General features: G+C 48.7%; 14 protein-coding genes. 11 read left to right on the forward strand and 3 right to left on the reverse strand.

Annotated elements, in window-relative coordinates; translation table 11 throughout:
• Positions 1-30 precede the first annotated feature (30 nt).
• From LC508_RS23485 to LC508_RS23495, 3 genes are all read left to right on the forward strand, one after another.
• Positions 31-3,261 carry a family 43 glycosylhydrolase gene (locus LC508_RS23485; protein ID WP_103730967.1) on the forward strand — a complete coding sequence of 1,077 codons (3,231 nt, stop codon included), beginning with the start codon at positions 31-33 and terminating at the stop codon, positions 3,259-3,261.
• Between the two features lie 97 nt (positions 3,262-3,358).
• Positions 3,359-4,498, forward strand: a complete 1,140-nt coding sequence (locus tag LC508_RS23490) for a glycoside hydrolase family 88 protein (RefSeq protein ID WP_054350722.1) — start codon at positions 3,359-3,361, stop codon at positions 4,496-4,498.
• 10 nt (positions 4,499-4,508) lie between these two features.
• Entirely contained in the window at positions 4,509-6,158 is a 1,650-nt protein-coding gene (locus LC508_RS23495) for a DUF2264 domain-containing protein (protein ID WP_103730966.1), read from the forward strand.
• Between the two features lie 785 nt (positions 6,159-6,943).
• Here the strand turns inward: LC508_RS23495 and LC508_RS23500 are convergent.
• Positions 6,944-8,254 (reverse strand): glycoside hydrolase family 27 protein, encoded by a 1,311-nt coding sequence (locus tag LC508_RS23500; RefSeq protein WP_103730965.1) that lies wholly within the window; start codon positions 8,252-8,254, stop codon positions 6,944-6,946.
• 146 nt (positions 8,255-8,400) lie between these two features.
• Here LC508_RS23500 and LC508_RS23505 point away from each other — a divergent pair, with 146 nt between their 5' ends.
• Positions 8,401-9,276, forward strand: coding sequence for an AraC family transcriptional regulator (locus LC508_RS23505; RefSeq protein WP_103730964.1), 876 nt, complete (start codon positions 8,401-8,403; stop codon positions 9,274-9,276).
• Positions 9,273-10,253, forward strand: coding sequence for an N-acetylmuramoyl-L-alanine amidase family protein (locus tag LC508_RS23510; protein WP_103730963.1), 981 nt, complete (start codon positions 9,273-9,275; stop codon positions 10,251-10,253). The genes LC508_RS23505 and LC508_RS23510 overlap by 4 nt, the downstream gene beginning before the upstream one ends.
• 7 nt (positions 10,254-10,260) lie before the next feature.
• On the opposite strand, the gene LC508_RS23515 is transcribed toward LC508_RS23510, so the two are convergent.
• Positions 10,261-11,109 (reverse strand): helix-turn-helix domain-containing protein, encoded by an 849-nt coding sequence (locus LC508_RS23515; protein WP_158587250.1) that lies wholly within the window; start codon positions 11,107-11,109, stop codon positions 10,261-10,263.
• Between the two features lie 201 nt (positions 11,110-11,310).
• Between LC508_RS23515 and LC508_RS23520 the strand changes: the two genes are divergently transcribed.
• On the forward strand, positions 11,311-13,347 hold the full coding sequence (locus LC508_RS23520) for a glycoside hydrolase family 127 protein (RefSeq protein ID WP_103730973.1): 2,037 nt from the start codon (positions 11,311-11,313) through the stop codon (positions 13,345-13,347).
• A gap of 147 nt (positions 13,348-13,494) precedes the next feature.
• The gene (locus tag LC508_RS23525) at positions 13,495-13,722 is read left to right on the forward strand and encodes an HPr family phosphocarrier protein (RefSeq protein WP_033141505.1); all 228 of its coding nucleotides are present in this window, start codon (positions 13,495-13,497) and stop codon (positions 13,720-13,722) included.
• Positions 13,723-13,839: 117 nt separating this feature from the next.
• Here the strand turns inward: LC508_RS23525 and LC508_RS23530 are convergent, their stop codons facing one another.
• Positions 13,840-14,703 carry an AraC family transcriptional regulator gene (locus LC508_RS23530; protein WP_103730961.1) on the reverse strand — a complete coding sequence of 288 codons (864 nt, stop codon included), beginning with the start codon at positions 14,701-14,703 and terminating at the stop codon, positions 13,840-13,842.
• Between the two features lie 195 nt (positions 14,704-14,898).
• On the opposite strand from LC508_RS23530, the gene kduI reads away from it, so the two are divergent.
• The 4 genes from kduI to LC508_RS23550 are packed head-to-tail and all read left to right on the forward strand — an operon-like array spanning position 14,899 to position 18,126.
• Positions 14,899-15,762, forward strand: a complete 864-nt coding sequence (kduI, locus tag LC508_RS23535; protein WP_054350759.1) for a 5-dehydro-4-deoxy-D-glucuronate isomerase — start codon at positions 14,899-14,901, stop codon at positions 15,760-15,762.
• Between the two features lie 57 nt (positions 15,763-15,819).
• The gene (locus LC508_RS23540; RefSeq protein WP_033141503.1) at positions 15,820-16,620 is read left to right on the forward strand and encodes a gluconate 5-dehydrogenase; all 801 of its coding nucleotides are present in this window, start codon (positions 15,820-15,822) and stop codon (positions 16,618-16,620) included.
• A gap of 59 nt (positions 16,621-16,679) precedes the next feature.
• Complete coding sequence (locus tag LC508_RS23545) at positions 16,680-17,318, forward strand: RpiB/LacA/LacB family sugar-phosphate isomerase (protein ID WP_054350727.1); 639 nt, start codon at positions 16,680-16,682, stop codon at positions 17,316-17,318.
• Between the two features lie 22 nt (positions 17,319-17,340).
• Positions 17,341-18,126, forward strand: a complete 786-nt coding sequence (locus LC508_RS23550; RefSeq protein ID WP_033141501.1) for a DUF7402 domain-containing protein — start codon at positions 17,341-17,343, stop codon at positions 18,124-18,126.
• The last annotated feature ends 241 nt before the right edge of the window (positions 18,127-18,367 follow it).

Below are 18,367 nucleotides of genomic sequence, written 5' to 3' on the forward strand. Positions count from 1 at the left end.
CTGAAGGTTACAGGAAAGGAAGAATACAATATGCAGGTAAAGATTAATACAAGGGCAGAAAAGGCGGATATGCAGGACCTGTTCGGCATCTTTTTTGAGGATTTAAACCATGCGGCAGACGGAGGATTATACGCGGAACTGATCCAAAACCGGGCATTTGAATTTTGCTCTGTGGACAATCCGGACTATCACGGACTGACTGCCTGGGAGAAGATAGAAAAGGGAGGAAAGACAGAGCTTCGCGTGGAGAAGGAACATGGTCTTTTCCCCGAAAATCCGCACTATCTGGTGATGGAAATACTCGAAGAGGGAGAGGACACAGGTGTGTGTAATCACGGATTCCATCCGGGGATTTTCTATGAAAAGGGAGCATGTTATAACTTCTCCTGTTATGCCAGAAAGGAGCGGGGAGACTGTGATCGGTTAGTGATATCTCTGCGTTCCCGGACAGGAGACATATATACTTCCCAGGCCATTGATATTACGGATAAGTGGGAAAAATACCAGCTCACGTTCCGGGCTCCTTTTGATGACAGACAGGGGAGACTTGCTGTGACGGCAAAGGGCAGCGGGTGTGTGGAGCTTGATTTTGTATCCCTGTTTCCGGCACATACATATAAGAACAGAAAGAACGGTCTGCGCAGAGATCTGGTGCAGCTTTTGGAAGAAATGCATCCAAAATTTCTGCGTTTTCCGGGAGGCTGTCTGGTCCATGGCGGTTCCCTTCATGTAGGGGACAGAGATAGTCTGTACCGGTGGAAAAACACCATCGGTCCTGTGGAAAACCGTCCTTCCTGCAGAAATAACTGGGGATATAATCAGACCATGGGTCTGGGATATTATGAGTATTTTCTGCTGTGTGAGGATTTGGGCGCAAAGCCTGTTCCGGTGCTTCCGGGAGGTTATAATCCCCACACCCATGAGGCGGCTGTGGGAGATGAGCTGAAAGAATATATTCAGGATGCACTGGATCTCATTGAATTTGCCAACGGAGATGCGGAGTCATACTGGGGCAGCAGACGTGCGGCTATGGGTCATCCGGAACCGTTTCATATGGAATATATCGGCATTGGGAATGAGGAGGTGGGAGAACCGTTTTTTGAGCGGTATCCTCTTTTTCACAGGGCACTCAGGGAGAAATATCCTGAGATAAAGATCATCGGAACCAGCGGCCCGTTCGCGGCGGGAAAGGAATATGACAGAGGATGGCAGTCCGCAAGGGAGGTGGGGGCAGACCTGGTGGATGAACATTATTACCAGGCACCGGAGTGGTTTATTACGAATCACCACCGCTATGATGCATTTCCGGAAAACGGCCCCAAAGTATTTTTAGGGGAATATGCTTCTCAGGATAATACCTGGTTTCATGCATTGGCCGAAGCCTCTTATATGGTGGGGATGCAGAACGCCGCCCATGCGGTAAAAATGGCATGTTATGCGCCGCTTTTCTGCCATTTACATTATGAAAACTGGAGACCGGATATGATATGGCTGGACAACTGCACGGCAGTGCCATCGCCCAGTTATCATGTGCAGAAACTCTTCATGAACCATCACGGGGATGTGGTTCTTGCGCAGGAAATATCTGAGAAAGGCCCTTCTGTAATGATGAGCCGGTATCCTGACAGCCTTCCGGGCGATATTGTCCTGGAGGCCAATGAATCACGGGTGGCATTTGAGAATATTGTGATCACAGAGGAGGACACAGAAAAACAGCATACCTGCCGGGGAACCGTGCTGAGTCCTGAACGTTCCAGGGAAAAAATTACATCTGTTGACAGCCGGAATTATACCATCCGTCTCCGTGCCAGGGAGTTGAGCGGCAAAAAAGGCTTTACCATCAGTTTCGGACAACAGGATGAGAAAAACCGTGTGTTCTGGAGACTTGGCGGATGGGCCAATGAGGATTCTATAATCGGGGAGGATATAAACGGCAGGAATTCCTGTCTGGTCCAGCGCACGAGAAGCGTGGAAGCCGGAAGGAATTATGACCTGGAGATCCGTGTACGGGGCAGAAGGGTGGAGACCTATGTAGACGGCGCGGCAGAGCAGGAGACAGAGGTGCGTCCCGTTACTGCAGAGCCGGTCTATATCACCAGCAGCCGGGAGAGGGAATCAGGCGATATTATTGTAAAAATGGTAAATGTCCTGCCCCGAAAAGAGAAGGTGCAGATCTGTCTGGAGGGTGAGGAAAACAGCCGCTTTACAGGGCGTATATACAGGATAGAAGGATATCATAGGGATGACAGAAATACCTTTGAACACCCGGATCTGGTGAGACCTGATGCGGCGGAAGCTGAGTTTGACAGTCCCATATTTGAAGTTGACATAAAACCGGAGTCTCTGTGTATTTTAAGGCTTTGCCGCAGACAAAACCCTGTACTTCCCGGACTTTATGCAGATCCGGATATGCTGAAATATCAAGATACCTACTATCTCTACCCCACAACAGATGGTTTTGCCAACTGGTCGGGAACACAGTTCCATGCCTTCTCATCCCGGGATATGAGGGAATGGAAAGATGAGGGCGTCATTCTGGATGCTGCCTCGGAGCAGGTTCCATGGTCGGCAGGCTCAGCATGGGCCCCGGCTGTCTTTGAGAGGGACGGTCTGTTTTACTTTTATTTCTGCGCGAAAAGGCCGGATGGAGTATCCTGTATCGGTGCTGCGGTAAGCAGTTCTCCCGCATCCGGATACCGGGCACAGCCAAAACCTCTGCTGACTCCCGAAATGGTACAGGCAGCAGGTGTAAAGATGAGCCAGGTGATAGACCCATCCATTTATGAGGAGGATGGACAGGTGTACATGCTGTTCGGAAACGGCAGTCCGGCTGTTGTAAAGTTAAGTGAAGACCTGCTTCATATCTGCCCGGAAACCATGAAAAACCTGGAAGGGGCAGAGGATTTCAGGGAGGCTGTGACAGTTCTGAAAAGAGGAGGCATCTATCATTTTACCTGGTCGTGTGACGATACGGGAAGTGAGGATTACCATGTAAATTACGGTATTTCCGACAGCCTTTACGGGCCTGTGAAATACCTGTATCCGGTACTGGAGAAAAGGCCGGGAGCCGGTGTGCTGGGAACAGGCCATCACTGCATTTTCAGGGAGCCGCAGGAGGATATTTATTATATGGCGTATCACCGTTTTGCCACTCCAGTCAGTGATTATCCTGAGGGCAAAGGGTATCACCGCGAGACATGTATTGACCGGGTGGAATTCGGAACGGACGGCAGAATGAAGCCGGTACAGGTACGGCCGTAGAGCTGATTTATAAGACCGGGAGATATTCAGACATACTGCTTTGACAGAATTATATTGCAGACAGCGGGCTGTAAAGAGACATGGAGGAAACAGAGGAATGCAGAAATTTTTATCAGAATCAGACTGTAAATGGCTGGAGGAGACCTTTGCAAAATTTGATATAAAGATAGAAAAGGAATGTGAAAGACTGGGAGATAAAATTCCCTACATTCCACAGAACGGACACTATGAGGAGGACTGGGGAGACAGGGATATTGCCTGGTGGACCAACGGCTTCTGGGGCGGTATCCTGTGGCAGATGTATCACGCCACGGGGAAAGAAATCTACCGCCAAAAGGCTGAAAACGCGGAGAGACGGCTGGACCGGGCCCTGGCAGAATATGAGGGACTTTATCACGATGTGGGATTTATGTGGATGCACACAGCAGTGGCAGATTATAGGCTCACAGGGAATCATGCATCCTATATCAGAGGTCAGCATGCAGCTAATCTGCTGGCAGGAAGGTTCAATGTGCTGGGCAATTTTATCCGGGCCTGGAATGATGATAAAACCGGGTGGATGATCATAGACTGCCTGATGAATCTGTCCCTTCTCTACTGGGCTTCTGAGGAGTCAGGGGACCCTCGGTTTGATGCTGTTGCCAGAAGACATGCGGACACGGCCATGGAGAAAATACTGCGTCCGGACGGCTCCTGTAATCACATAGCCATATTGGATCCGCTGACAGGAGAGCTTTTGGAGGCACCGGCAGGGCAGGGCTGCGCGGAGGGGTCTTCCTGGTCCAGAGGCCAGTCTTGGGCAGTCTATGGTTTTGCCATCAGCTATGCCCACACAAAGGAACAGAAATATCTGGATGCGGCAAAGCAGACAGCCCACTATTTTATTGCCAATGTCTCCCTTACGGAGTATCTTCCGCTGTGTGATTTCAGAGCGCCGGAAGAACCGCTGTATTACGATTCCACAGCAGGTGCCTGTGCGGCCTGCGGCCTTCTTGAGATAGCAAAACACGTGCCGGAGAATGAAAAAGCCCTGTATGAGAAGAGTGCTCTTCGGATTCTTAAGGCAATGGAGCAGCATTTCTGTAACTGGAATCCTGAGGAGGACGGAGTACTGGGCATGGGAAAAGTGGCGTATCATGACGAGGGAGAAAACCGTCAGGTGCCTATTATTTACGGTGATTATTTCTTTCTTGAGGCGGTGCTGCGGCTGATGGAAAAAGACTTCTGGATTTGGTAGGAGGAGAGTAATGGTAGAGAGAAAGCTGAACACAAGACAGGATTTTGCAGATCTGATGCTTACTATTTTAAAACCGCTGAAACCGTATTACAGTACAGGAAAGGCACGCCTGAACATTGGATGCACCAGTGCCCATTACCCGGATGAAAGTGCCTGGATGGAGGGATTTTCCCGCCCACTCTGGGGACTGGCTGCTTTCTGGGCAGGGGGCGGAAGTGATGACGCATTTGAAAAAATATACAGAGAAGGGCTTGTATCCGGCACAGACCCTGCGTCTTCGGAATACTGGGGAAAATGCGGGGATTATGACCAGAAGCTGGTTGAGATGGCAGCTATTGCTTTTGCTATTTTATTTGCCCGTGAGAAAATATGGGAGCCGCTGACAGAAAAAGAGAAAAAACAGGTAAGTGTGTGGCTCTGGGAGATCAACCGCAATAAATGCTGTGACTGTAACTGGCGCTTCTTTCATATTCTGGTGAATGCGGCGCTTAAGAAAGCCGGAATGCCGTATGATAAGAAGGGGATGGAGGATAGCCTGGAGTTTATTGAATCTTGTTATATCGGCGGAGGATGGTATCTGGACGGTGAGAACGGGCAGGCGGATTATTATGTTCCTTTTGCCATGGAGTTTTACGGGATCGTATATGCAATGGTCATGAAGGAGGAAGAACCGGAGCGTTGCAGGCGTTACCTGGAACGGGCAGAGGCGTTTGGAAAGGACTTTGTATACTGGTTTGCAGAGGATGGCAGTGCCCTTCCCTATGGACGATCCCTGACTTACCGTTTTGCGCAGGCGGCTTTTTATTCCGCCTGTATCATGGCACACATTGAGCCGCTGCCGCTGCCGGTGATGAAGGGAATCATTGTCCGTCATCTGGAATACTGGATGAAACAGCCTATTTTTGACCATACAGGTCTTATGACTATCGGGTACTGTTATCCTAATCTGCTGATGACAGAGAGCTATAACTCCCCGCAGTCGCCCTATTGGGCCATGAAGATTTTTGCGTGTCTTGCCCTCCCTGAGGATGACCCCTTCTGGGCTTGTGAGGCAGCGCCGCTTCCGAAGCTGGAAGAAGAAAAATATCTGGAGAAGGCGGATATGATCATACAGAGAAGGGCGGACGGCAATGTTGTGGCACTTCCCGGGGGACGGACATTTGGGCATGTGCATGGACATACGGAGGAAAAGTATGCAAAGTTTGCTTACTCCACCAAATACGGATTCAGTGTCATGCGCTCCCCGGTAAATTTCCAGGAGGCTGCACCGGACAGTGTGCTGTCTTTTGAAGTGCTGGGGCACATATTTATCCGGGGGCAGGCCAAGAATTATGAGGTGACAAAAGAACATGTGGTTTCCGTCTGGTCCCCATTCCCGGGAATTCGTGTACAGTCTGAAATCCTTCCTGCCCGTGAGGGACATAAAAGGATACATGTGATTGAGAGTGAATATGAGTGCATAGCTTATGATGCCGGCTTTGCGCTGCCTCTGGGAGAAGAGGAGGGATGTGAGGTGCGCTGCCTGCTGGGTGGCGGAGAACCTATGCTGGTAAAGCCGGACCCGAATACGAATCTGATCCACAGTAAGACAGTGATCCCGGTTGTGAGATATGAGATTAAGAAAGGGATAAATAAGATAGAGACAGAAGTGTTGTATTAAGTTTTATTCTATAAAGCACAGCCGGGTGGTACTGACTTTTCAGATGCCGGGCCTGACCATCAGTTCTTCCGTGTGAACAGAAGGAGAGAAATGGATGGCCGGGCCCGGCTGCTTTATATTGGGGAGTGGGTTTGAGAAATTGTTTGGGATCTTATGTAAACCGAAAAGACAATCAGAGCATAGATTTCTGGGAATATATTTAACGACTAAAAAAGGAAAAGAAATTGTAGGTAAATGAAGAAGAAATCCATGCCAGAAACTTAGAAAAACAGATAAAGCGCAATTATTGGGAAGAAATGATAGGTAAATCAGGAAGAAGTCCAGGCTTGAAACTAAGCAAAAACAGATAAAATCCCATTACTTGAAAGAAATTATAGGTAAATCAGGAAGAAATGCAGACTTGAAACTAAGAAAAAACAGATAAAGAGCAATCACCAGGAAGAAATTATAGGTAAGTCAGGAAAAAATCCATGCCGGAAACTTAGAAAAGCAGATAAAGAGCAATCACTAGGAGGAAATTATAGGTAAACAGGAAAAAATCTATGCCGGAAACAATGAAAACACAGATAAGGCTCTACCAACCAGAAGAAATAAAATCTCATCAGCCGAAAGTACGTTTGAGTACCCCCAAAATTCAAGTCAGAATCTTAATGAAACAAATAATTTCAAAGACGGAAAGAAGTGCAGTCAAACAAAGTAGAAATCAAGGCATATGAAAAACAGGGCGGCAGCCAAACATAAAATTTAATTTTCACGTTTGACTGCTGTCCTGTTAAGCTTTAGTCTTACATAGAAACTTGATACACCGCACACCCGTGTTCAGGCAGCACAGCGTTTATTTCCTGATTTACACTCCTGCGGGTAGTTCCATCCCACAAATCGGTGAGATCCACGTCCCCATGAAATTCCTTTCCGATTTCATCCAGGCTGGCACAGACAGAAGCCTCCCTGTCTCCTAAATTAAACAGAGCAATATATAAAGTCCCTTCCTTTTCATCACAGGCAGTCCAGACAGCCTTCTCTTCATCCAGACAAATTTGTCTGGGTCGGCAGGAGGGCGGCAGAAGTGCCAGAACTCTGCGGTTGGTGAGCAGGGACAGTGTCCAGTCATCCATTTTGGTCAGCTCTGCGCCCAACATGAGGGGCGAACCGAAGAGGCACCAGAGTGTCATCATGGTACGCTGCTCTTCTCTGGTGAAGTTTGTCATCCGTTCCTTTCCGAATCCTTTTCCGATCCAGCCAAGGGGGAGCATGTCGCAGTCAGGATAACATCCCTCGGAAACCTGTGTCTGCCACAGTTCGCAGCGGCGGAACATATCCTTTAAGTATTTCCATTCATCCCAGAAATCATCTGTTATGCGCCACATATTGGCATATTTCTCATAATGCCATGCCCTGTCTATGAGAGCGGGGCCCGGGGAGAGGGAGAATACAATGGGGCGGCCGCAGTGTTTGATGGCATTCGCCAGCATCTCCACTTCATGGGCAGCATTATACTGATTTTCCCGGTGGGGGCTTTGGTTGCAGGTGTTGCAGATATCATCGCATTTGATAAAATCCACCCCCCAGGAGGCATACAGTTCCAGCAGAGAATCATAGTAAGCCTGTCCTGCGGGAGAGTTATACAGTCCGTACATGTCGGGGTTCCAGGGACAGATGGAGGAGGGATTGGCAGCCATATCGGCGGTCACGTCACTCCCCTTTATTTTCATATGGTTCTGGGCTGCCATACGGGGGATTCCCCGCATGATATGAATGCCGAATTTCAGTCCCAAGCTGTGCATATATTCAGCCAGAGGGCCGAATCCCTTTCCGTCTGCAGAAGAGGGGAAACGCTCCGGGTCAGGCAGCAGGCGTGAATACTCGTCTATCTCCAGCTCCGAGAACGGGATATACTGGAACTGTTCCCTCATCGAACCGGCTTTGTGGGCATACCACTGGATATCAACCACAATATATTCCCAGCCGAAATCCTTCAGATGAGCAGCCATATAATCGGCATTGGCCTTTACCTGTTCCTCATTTACCGTTGTGTCATAATAGTCATAACTGTTCCAGCCCATAGGCGGAACCTTGGCGAAACTGTTTTTATTCATAAGAACCTCCTGATGTTGGTGATACGCGAAAACAGGTAGAAATTTGACTTCTATTGTTTCCTTTGACTTATCCTATATCAGTAATTATAATAAGAGTGTGCAAAAAACAAAAGAATAGAAATTTGATATGAAGAGGTAAATTTTTGATGGAGTACAACAGGGGTATCTTCGGTGTCCTGAATCAGGATGACATGGAAGAACAGCCGCTTGTCCTTCTGGACGGCGGTGTGGAGCGTCGGTGCGGGGAGGCATATGATTTTATAAATGACAGCAGGCCGGGGTACGAAGGCTTTCTTTTCCAGTACACGCTTTTGGGGGAGGGTGTGTATGAGAAAAACGGGTTCAGGCACACCGTAGGACGCGGCCGGGGATTTCTCATACAGTTCCCGGAAAAAAGCAGATACTTTCTGGAACATGACAGGGAAGAGCCGTGGGAGTTTCTGTATCTGCATTTTCAGGGAAACACGGCCCTGCCTTTTATAAGAAAAATAAAACACATATGTCCGGATATCATGTCCCTGGATGAGAACAGTCCCCCTGTCCGCATGGCCCTGCATTTGCAGAAGCGCCTGACAAGCGGGGAGCGTCTGCAAAAATACGAAGGCGGTGAGTTTCTGTACCGTTTTCTCTGCGCCCTTTTAAGGGAAACGGAGCATCCGGTTACGCAGAAGAAAAGCTCCTCTGTACAGAAGGCAGCGGAGATTATGGAGGAGGAGTACAGGAGGCTTGGCGGAATAGAGGAGCTGGCAGCCAGGCTGGATATCTCCCCGGCACATCTCTCAAGGGCATTCAGGGAAGAGATGGGGACAACACCTTTGGCTTATCTTACAGGGCTTCGCCTGCAGTCAGCTATGAATGACCTGCTGGGAACGGAGCACGGCATTGACAGCATTGCCAGAACAAACGGGTTTTCCAATGGGAATTACTTCGCCAAAATATTCAGAAAACATGTCGGCATAAGCCCCGGCAGTTACAGGGAGAGCAATGGCAGTAAATACAGCAGGAAAGGAATGGGAGAATGAAGAAAATGGGAATGATCTTCGGCAGTTTGATTTTTGTGCTGGCCGCCGTGCTGGCGGTCCTTGCCGTAACCGGTGCGCAGAAAAGCAGGTCACTTCAGCAGGAGATGAAGCGCATGGACAAACAGATAAGCAAAATACAGAAATCCTCCGAATCTATGGAAAAGGAGTTGGAGGAACTGAAAAAGGAAACCGAAAAGCGCGCGTTGGAGGCGGCTGAAGGAGATACCGCAGAAGCGGGCCAAAACGGGGAAACAAAAGAAGACAGCCTGTCGGCTGAAGCCGGAAAAAATGCCCGGGATGCCGATGATACAGCAGCGTTATCCGCCGCAGAACCGAGGAGTAACGGAAGAAAAGTAGCCATCGACCCCGGGCACCAGGGCCCCGGAGCAGATACAGGCGGTACAGAACCCCTTGGCCCGGGTTCTGAAGAGATGAAGGATAAATTCGCGTCAGGTACCCAGGGCGTCTACACCGGAGTTCCCGAATATGAGCTGACCCTGGCAGTCTCCAAACAGCTTCAGACAGAGCTTCAGAGCCGGGGATATGAGGTGATCATGACAAGGGAGGACAACGACACAGCCGTAAGCAATGTGGAGCGCGCGCAGATTGCCACGGAAAACGGAGCCCAGATTCTGGTCAGGATTCATGCGGACGGCAGCGAGGACAACAGCGCAAACGGTGCCATGACCATGATTCCATCTGCGGAGAACCCATATGTGGGGCAGCTTCATAAGGAGAGCAGCAGGCTGGGTGAAAATATCATCAATGCTTACTGCCAGGCAACGGGAATCAGGAACAACGGCGTAAGACTCTATGACAATATGACAGGGATCAACTGGAGCACAGTACCGGTCACCATTCTGGAGATGGGTTTCATGACCAACCAGAGCGATGACGAGAAAATGCAGGACCCTGATATGCAGAAAAATATGGTACAGGGGATTGCGGACGGTATCGATGCCTATTTCAGCCCATAACGGCAGTTTACGGCAAAGGGCTGGTACGGCCCACGGCATGAGATTTCCGAAACTGCGAGGGAGATACTTTAAAATGCTTTTTAAAGGCCCTGCTCAGATGGAATTCATCATAAAATCCAAAGTTGACGGCAGCCTCATGGAGAGTAGCCTCCGGCTGGTGCGTCAGGAAATGCCCAGCCATTTCCAGTCTGGTCTCCATCTGGTAAGCGTAGAACGTTTTTTGGCAGGCTTTCCGGAAGCGGTTGTTCAAGGTGCGGGCACAGATAAAATGCGCCTCCGCCATTTCCCCGGCAGTGTAAAAAGTCTGAGGATTTGACTGGATCTGCCTGCATACTTCCTCTACCAGCGGGTCAGAGGGCTGCCTGTCCCCGGAAACTGTATGCAGTTCTGCGATTTCACACAAAAGCAGGTTGAAAAGCAGGGAGAGGCGGCAGAGCTTTTCCGGGCTGTCTGACCAGAAGACAGATATGAGTTCCTCAAAATACATGCGGATATGCGGATGGTGCCGGCAGTGCAGCAGGGTATGGCATGGAAGAAACTTGGATGATTCCATTTCTTCCATGTCATTTTTTTCGCCTGTTTCAGCAGCCGTGGGAAGTACGTGAAAATACATGTGCCTGTTTCCGGGGTTACAGAGTTTTTCACCCCGGTGATGCCTTCCTGCGCTGAGAATCAGCAGGTCATCCCGGTGCATTTCATAGATATGCCCGTCTTCTATGATCTCCCATTCTCCATCCAGCATATAGAGAAAATCATGTTCTGCAAGAATACGGTCAGGGTGGACCATACCGTTTACAGATGTGATATAGTTGGCGCTGGTGATCCGGCGATGTGCCATTTTTTCTAAAAGCAGCATGGGACTCCCTCCTTTTTCGATGACGTTTTCCATATTATACATGTTATGTTCCTCATTGGCAATGGATATGGGAATGTAGTTTTGATACACTTACCATGACAAGAACAATACGGTACATTCCCGGGCGTGGCCCAAAATTTATTTGGGGGCCGCGCTTCCATGCCGGGATTCAAAAACAGAAACAGATGGAGGATGAATCACATGAACAGACAGGATTTCAGCAGACCGCTTTCCCTTAGAAGTGTACAGGTAACCGATGATTTTTGGAAAAAAGAGATGGAGCTGGTGAGGACCCAAATGCTTCCTTATCAGTGGGATGCCCTGAATGACCGGGTGGAGGGTGCGGCACCCAGCTACTGCATGAGAAATTTTAAAACAGCCGGAAAGAAAAATCTGGAAAGAAAAGAGATGGGGGATGCGTATCAGGAGCCGTCCTACACCTTCCGCGGTTTTGAGGCGCTTCCCGAGGACCCGGAGCATCTGGAAGATAAATTTTACGGATTTGTATTTCAGGACAGTGATTTTTATAAATGGATCGAGGCGGTGGGATATTCCCTCACCCAGCACCCGGACCCGGAGCTTGAAAAGACAGCGGACGCTGCCATTGACATTGTCTGCGCGGCCCAGCAGGAGGACGGCTACCTGGACACCTACTATATCCTGAACGGCAGGGATAAAATATTTACAAATCTGAAAGACCACCATGAGCTTTACTGTCTGGGACATTTAATAGAAGGGGCAGTGGCTTACTATCAGGCTACAGGAAAAGATAAGCTGCTGAGAGCGGCCATGGGATATGCGGACTATACCGCAGCACATTTCGGACCGGAGAAAGGAAAATGCAAGGGCTATCCGGGGCATGAAATAGCGGAGATGGCCCTTGTCCGTCTATATGAGGCGACAGGAAATGAAAAATATCTCAACCTGGGACGTTTCTTTGTAGATGAAAGAGGAGCCAGACCATACTATTTCGATAAAGAGCATCCGGAGTGCGTCAAAAATTCTCCGGACGGCCTCCGCTATGCATACAATCAGGCACACATCCCGGTACGTGAGCAGGACGAAGCTGTGGGGCATGCGGTGCGCGCGGTTTATCTCTACGCAGGGATGACGGATATGGCAAGGATAACACAGGATGAAAGCCTTTATCACGCCTGTGAAAAATTATGGGACAGTATGGTGGAACGCAAGATGTATATTACGGGCGGCATAGGCGGCACACACATAGGGGAGGCGTTTTCCTTTAACTATGACCTGCCGAATGACACTGCATACGCGGAGACCTGCGCAGCCATCGGCCTTGTATTTCTGGCGAGAAGAATGCTGGAGATCAAGCCTGTTTCACAATATGCGGATGTGATGGAGCGCGCTCTGTACAACTGTGTGCTCAGCGGTATGGCTTTGGACGGCAGAAGCTTCTTCTATGTAAATCCGCTGGAAGTAAATCCGGAGGCCTGCCGCATGGATGAAAGAAAAGCCCATGTAAAGCCGGTGCGTCAGAAATGGTTCGGCTGTGCATGCTGCCCTCCCAACCTGGCAAGAATGCTGAGTTCCATAAGCTCTTACGCCTACACGGAGACAGAGGATACCCTGTTCGTGCACCTCTACATGGGAAGTATCATTAAAAAACAGGTAAACGGAAAAGAACTCACCATTACAGTATCCTCAAAGCTTCCCAAAAGCGGGCAGGTGGGAATAGAGGTGAGCGGGGAATCGGTACCATTTACCATAGCCCTCCGTATCCCGGACTGGTGCGGGGAGGGAGATACCGGATTCTCCATCAAAGGGGTGAGGGACAGTGAGTGTACCAGAAAAGACGGATATCTGTATGTGACAAGATGCTGGCAGCCGAAAGAGCGCTTATCCCTTAAGTTTGCCATGGATGTGAAGATCATGGAGGCAGACCCGAGAGTCAGGGAGGATATCGGCAAAGTGGCTGTGACACGAGGCCCCATGGTATACTGTCTGGAGGAGGCTGACAATGGTACGGACCTGCACCTGCTGACGCTGGACTGCGGCAAAGAGGCAGAGACTGAGGAATTTACAGTTGCCGGGGAGCAGGTGATCGCTGTTGTCATGGATGGGTTCAGGCAGCAGGTACAGACTTCACGAAAGGGCCTGTACCATCCTCTGAAAACGGCTGTGAAGGAACCGGTTAAGCTGCGTTTCATACCATATTATGTCTGGGCAAACCGGGGAGAAAATGAAATGACCGTTTGGGTCAGACAGGAAAAATAGAAAAAAGGCGTAAAAAAGAAAAAAATATCACATAAAATCGAAAAATAATCCATTTTTTTTCAGGGATGATTCGATTATAATGTACTCAGTCAAAGAAAGAAGAAAAAACACGGATTATATAAAGATTAAAAAAAGGAGAATGATTTTATGTGTGTGCAGGTCTGTTTTAAAGAAATCGACGAAATTGTGAAGTTTGTCAACAAAGTATCTGAGGCGCCCTTCCAGATTGATGCCTGCTGTGGCAGCTATATGGTAGATGCCAAATCCATTATGGGAATGATGGCGATCGGTGCAGGAAAGAAAGTAGAACTGAAAATCTATTCAGATGAAGGAATTGGAAATCTGGAGCAGTTGATCCGTACGTATGCTGCGTAAATAGAGAGATTCCCCTTGTCCCGCAAAAGAAAATAACCCTGTCTGCATAGCAGTTTGATTGGCCCCTTGTCAAGTAGGCAAGGGGCTGACCCTTGCTGCTGCGCAGGCAGGGCTTTTTTACGCAGAAAACTGAGCGTATTTTTTCGGGGAAATACCCACTGCCTTTGTAAAAGATTTCAGGAAATTGCTGTAATCCCCGAAACCGCAGCGGATGCAGGCATCTGTGACGGAATACCCCTCAGATAGGTATGATTTGGCAAGAGTGATACGTTTGGCTGTGATGTATTTGTTGATAGTGGTACCCGTCTCACTTTTGAATATCCTGCACAGATAAGAGGTACTGATATAAAAATGTTTTGCCAGCCGCTCAATACTCAGATCCTCCGCAATATGCTGGTTAATGTAAGAAAGGATGGCGTCCATCTGTTCATGATGGCTTCCGGCAGGTTCATGCCTGGGCAGGTCATGGTCGCAGTTTTGCAAAAAAATACCGTTTAAAAAGGTCATAAGCTGAAGAAAGACGGCATGGTCCAGGATATCCTGTCCATAGCCTTCGTTCTCCGACAGTTTATGTATGAAATACAGGAAACGTTTCTGTTCTTCCGGGGACAGGGATATCTTGTGTCCGAAGTTGGTATTTCTGCAGGTAAAGCAGTAATTCAGGTCTGTCTTTCCGGTACAGCATCGTTTCAGGTAATCGGGATAGATGGATACAATGATCCGTTCATGCTTCACATTGTCAACCTGGGACAGGTAATGGCTCTCATATTGGTTAATGAAAAAAATGTCTCCGGGATTAAAATTATAAAACCGGTTATCAATCAGAAACTGTTTTCCGCCGGAGACAGAATAATAGATTTCATAGCAGTCGTGGATGTGGATATCCATGGGCTTTTCATAGCTGTACAGATGCGCAGCGGAGAAGGTCTGCGTTTCAATACAGGAGCGGATGCCCTCCTTACAGGAACTGCAGAGTTTCATGACGGTTCCTCCTTTGATCATTAATATCTTCCAGTATAAGATATCAGTGTAAGATTTGCAAGATTTCTGAAAGAAAAACACAGGAAACAGAAAATCTGTCATGATAAGATGGGTATAAAGATTCAGAGCGTGTCTGAAAATCCATTCCGACGATCTGCACGCTCCAGGGAAAGCAAAAGAAAGGCAGGAATCACAATGGAACTCAGAACAGCAGCATCACCAAGAGATGTAAAACACTATACAACCCAGCGCCTCAGAGAAGAATTTTTAATACAGAATGTATTTGTACCCGATGAGATCAGACTGGTATACAGCCACATTGACAGGATCATCACAGGTTCCGCCACCCCGGCAGAAAAAGAACTGAAGCTGGTGGCAGGCCAGGAGTTAAGAGCGGAATATTTCCTTCAGAGACGTGAGATGGGCGTGATCAATATCGGAGGTCCGGGCCGCATCTGTGTTGACGGCAGAACCTTTGAAGTGGCACCGCGGGAAGGCATGTACATTGGCATGGGAAAAAGAGATATCACATTTTCCAGTACAGATAAGGAAAATCCCGCCAAGTTCTACATCAACAGTGCGCCTGCCCACACTTCTTATCCCACAGTGCTCATAAAGCGTGAGGGAACGCTGGAGGAAGACGTGGTAATCATAAAAGAGGAGAACAAGGTGGAATTGGGAAGTCTGGAGCAGTCCAACCACAGGACCATCTGCAAATATATTCTTCCGGGACAGGTGGAGAGCTGCCAGCTGGAAATGGGAATGACAAGCCTGGAACCGGGAAGTGTGTGGAACACCATGCCCTGCCACACCCATGACAGAAGGATGGAAGTGTATCTGTATTTTGATATGCCGGAGGATGCCTTTGTTATGCACTATATGGGAGAACCACAGGAGACAAGGCATATTGTCATGAGAAATGAGGAGGCTGTGATCTCCCCCAGCTGGTCTATCCATGCAGGTTCGGGCTCCAGGAATTATACATTTATCTGGGGAATGGTGGGCGAAAACCAGGATTTTGATGACATGGACGGTATCAGAAATGAGGACATTCTGTAACAGCAGGCTGAAAATACAGATAGGAAAGCAGACCGGAAAACAGAAAGGAGATTCCATATGGAAACAAATAAATTATTTTCTTTAGAGGGAAAAGTTGCCCTCGTGACAGGAGCAGCTTACGGCATAGGATTTGCCATTGCGGAGGCTTATGCGGCAGCCGGCGCCAAGATCGCGTTTAACTGCAGGGGCCGGGAGCACATGGATAAGGCGCTGGCGGACTATAAGGCAAAAGGCATTGAGGCCAGAGGCTATATCTGTGATGTGACAGATGAGGCACAGGTTGAAAATATGGTGGCTGACATTGAAAAAGAACTGGGCACCATTGACATTCTTGTGAACAATGCCGGTATCATCAAGAGGATTCCCATGACAGAGATGAAAGCAGAGGAGTTCCGCCAGGTGATTGACATTGACTTAAACGCCCCGTTTATTGTGTCTAAGGCGGTGATTCCCGGTATGATCCGGAAGGGACACGGCAAGATCATCAACATCTGTTCCATGATGAGCGAGCTGGGCCGCGAGACAGTTTCCGCCTACGCTGCAGCAAAAGGCGGCCTGAAAATGCTGACCAAAAATATTGCATCCGAGTACGGCGAATACAATATCCAGTGCAACGGCATCGGCCCCGGTTATATTGCCACACCTCAGACAGCACCTTTAAGAGAGACACAGCCGGACGGAAGCAGACATCCCTTTGACCAGTTCATCCTTGCAAAGACACCGCAGGCACGCTGGGGAACCCCGGAGGACCTGATGGGGCCTGCTATTTTCCTGGCTTCTGATGCGTCCGACTTTGTAAACGGCCATATTCTCTATGTGGACGGCGGCATTCTGGCATACATTGGAAAACAGCCGTGACAGAAAACAGATAAATTTCAATCGTTACGAACCATTCATCAAGTGAGGAGTAAAAAATCATGAAAATCGCATTAATAAATGAAAACAGCCAGGCAGCTAAAAACGGAATGATCTGCAGTGCGCTGAAAACAGTAGTGGAGCCAATGGGCCATGAAGTCCGTAACTACGGTATGTATACCGCAGAGGATGACTGCCAGCTCACCTATGTGCAGGTGGGAATCCTTGCGGCGGTTCTGTTAAATTCCGGCGCGGCTGATTATGTCATCACAGGCTGCGGCACAGGAGAGGGGGCCATGCTGGCCTGCAATTCCTTCCCGGGAGTCATCTGCGGCCATGTGGAGGACGCTCTGGACGCATACACCTTTGCCCAGATCAATGACGGCAATGCCATTGCCATTCCGTTTGCAAAGGGATTCGGATGGGGCGGTGACCTGAATCTCCAGTATATTTTTGAGAAGCTTTTTGTGGAGGAAAGCGGTCAGGGATACCCGAGAGAACGGGCAGTTCCGGAAAAACGCAACAAACAGATTTTGGACAAGGTAAAAGAAGTCACATACAGAGACCTTCCCGAAATTCTGGAGAATCTGGACCGGGAGCTTGTAAGAGGAGCCCTGGGCGGTGAGAAATTCCGGGAATATTTCTTTGCAGACTGCAAGTGTGACAAGATTGCAGATGCAGTAAAGAAGATACTGGACTGAACAAAAAAAGCAGAGGTATGAGATGTCAATAAGTTTAAAAGTACAGGATAAAAACGGCTTCACACTGGCAGTAGCCCGTGGGGAGAGGGAAGTAAACCTTCCCTACTCCGCCGAATACAGAGAAGGGGACCAGATCGTTGTGGAAGCGGCTGAACTGCCGGCCTTTTACTGGCTGTCCCTGGATGATGCAAGAGGGCACTCCCTGGTTTACCTGACAGGGAATATGTGGTATAAGATACCTTTTGGGGAAAAGCGTGTCAATATGTCACCCAAGACCTTTTCCGGCAGCAAACACCTGATCCACATCCGCAAGGCCTATTCCTTTGAGTATGAGGCGTACAGGAACCTGGCTTTGAATATAAATGACTGCCACGGGGAGACGAACTGCTACCCCCACGCGTCAGCCAATGTGGAGACCAGAGGCGAGTCCGTCTTCGCTGCCATGAACGCCATTGACGGAATCACTGCAGCGGCCTGCCACGGAGAATGGCCGTATGAGTCCTGGGGAATCAACCAGCGTGCAGATGCTGCCATAAAACTGGAGTTTGGACGGACGGTGGAAGCTGACCGCATCATTCTTTACACAAGAGCGGACTATCCCCACGATAACTGGTGGAAAAAGGCCACAGTCACCTTTTCTGACGGCAGCACCATGGAACTGGAGCTGAAAAAGACAGGAGAAGCCCAGGAATTTACTTTTGAGAAAAAGAAAATAGAATGGCTGCAGATAGGAGAATTGATAAAATCAGAGGAACCATCCCCATTTCCGGCACTTGTTCAGCTGGAGGTGTATGGGACGGAGGCGTAGTTGGAAGGGGCTGTCTATTTCCCGACCAATGTCAATAAGTTAAGCCTACAGATATTGATTCAAGCCTCACTGATTAAATGGTCAAAAGTAGTTTTTAAGCTTTTGACCATTTTTTTGCACGACAAATAAAACAGATATCTCCTTAAATAAACGTATATTTAAGTGGCTTCGCCGCAAAATTTGAGTGATTTGTCAAGCTTTTTTTGAATTATTACAAAAAAAGAGCAGGTCATACATTGTA

This window comes from Blautia parvula, assembly GCF_020215665.1.
Lineage (GTDB): Bacteria > Bacillota > Clostridia > Lachnospirales > Lachnospiraceae > Blautia > Blautia celeris.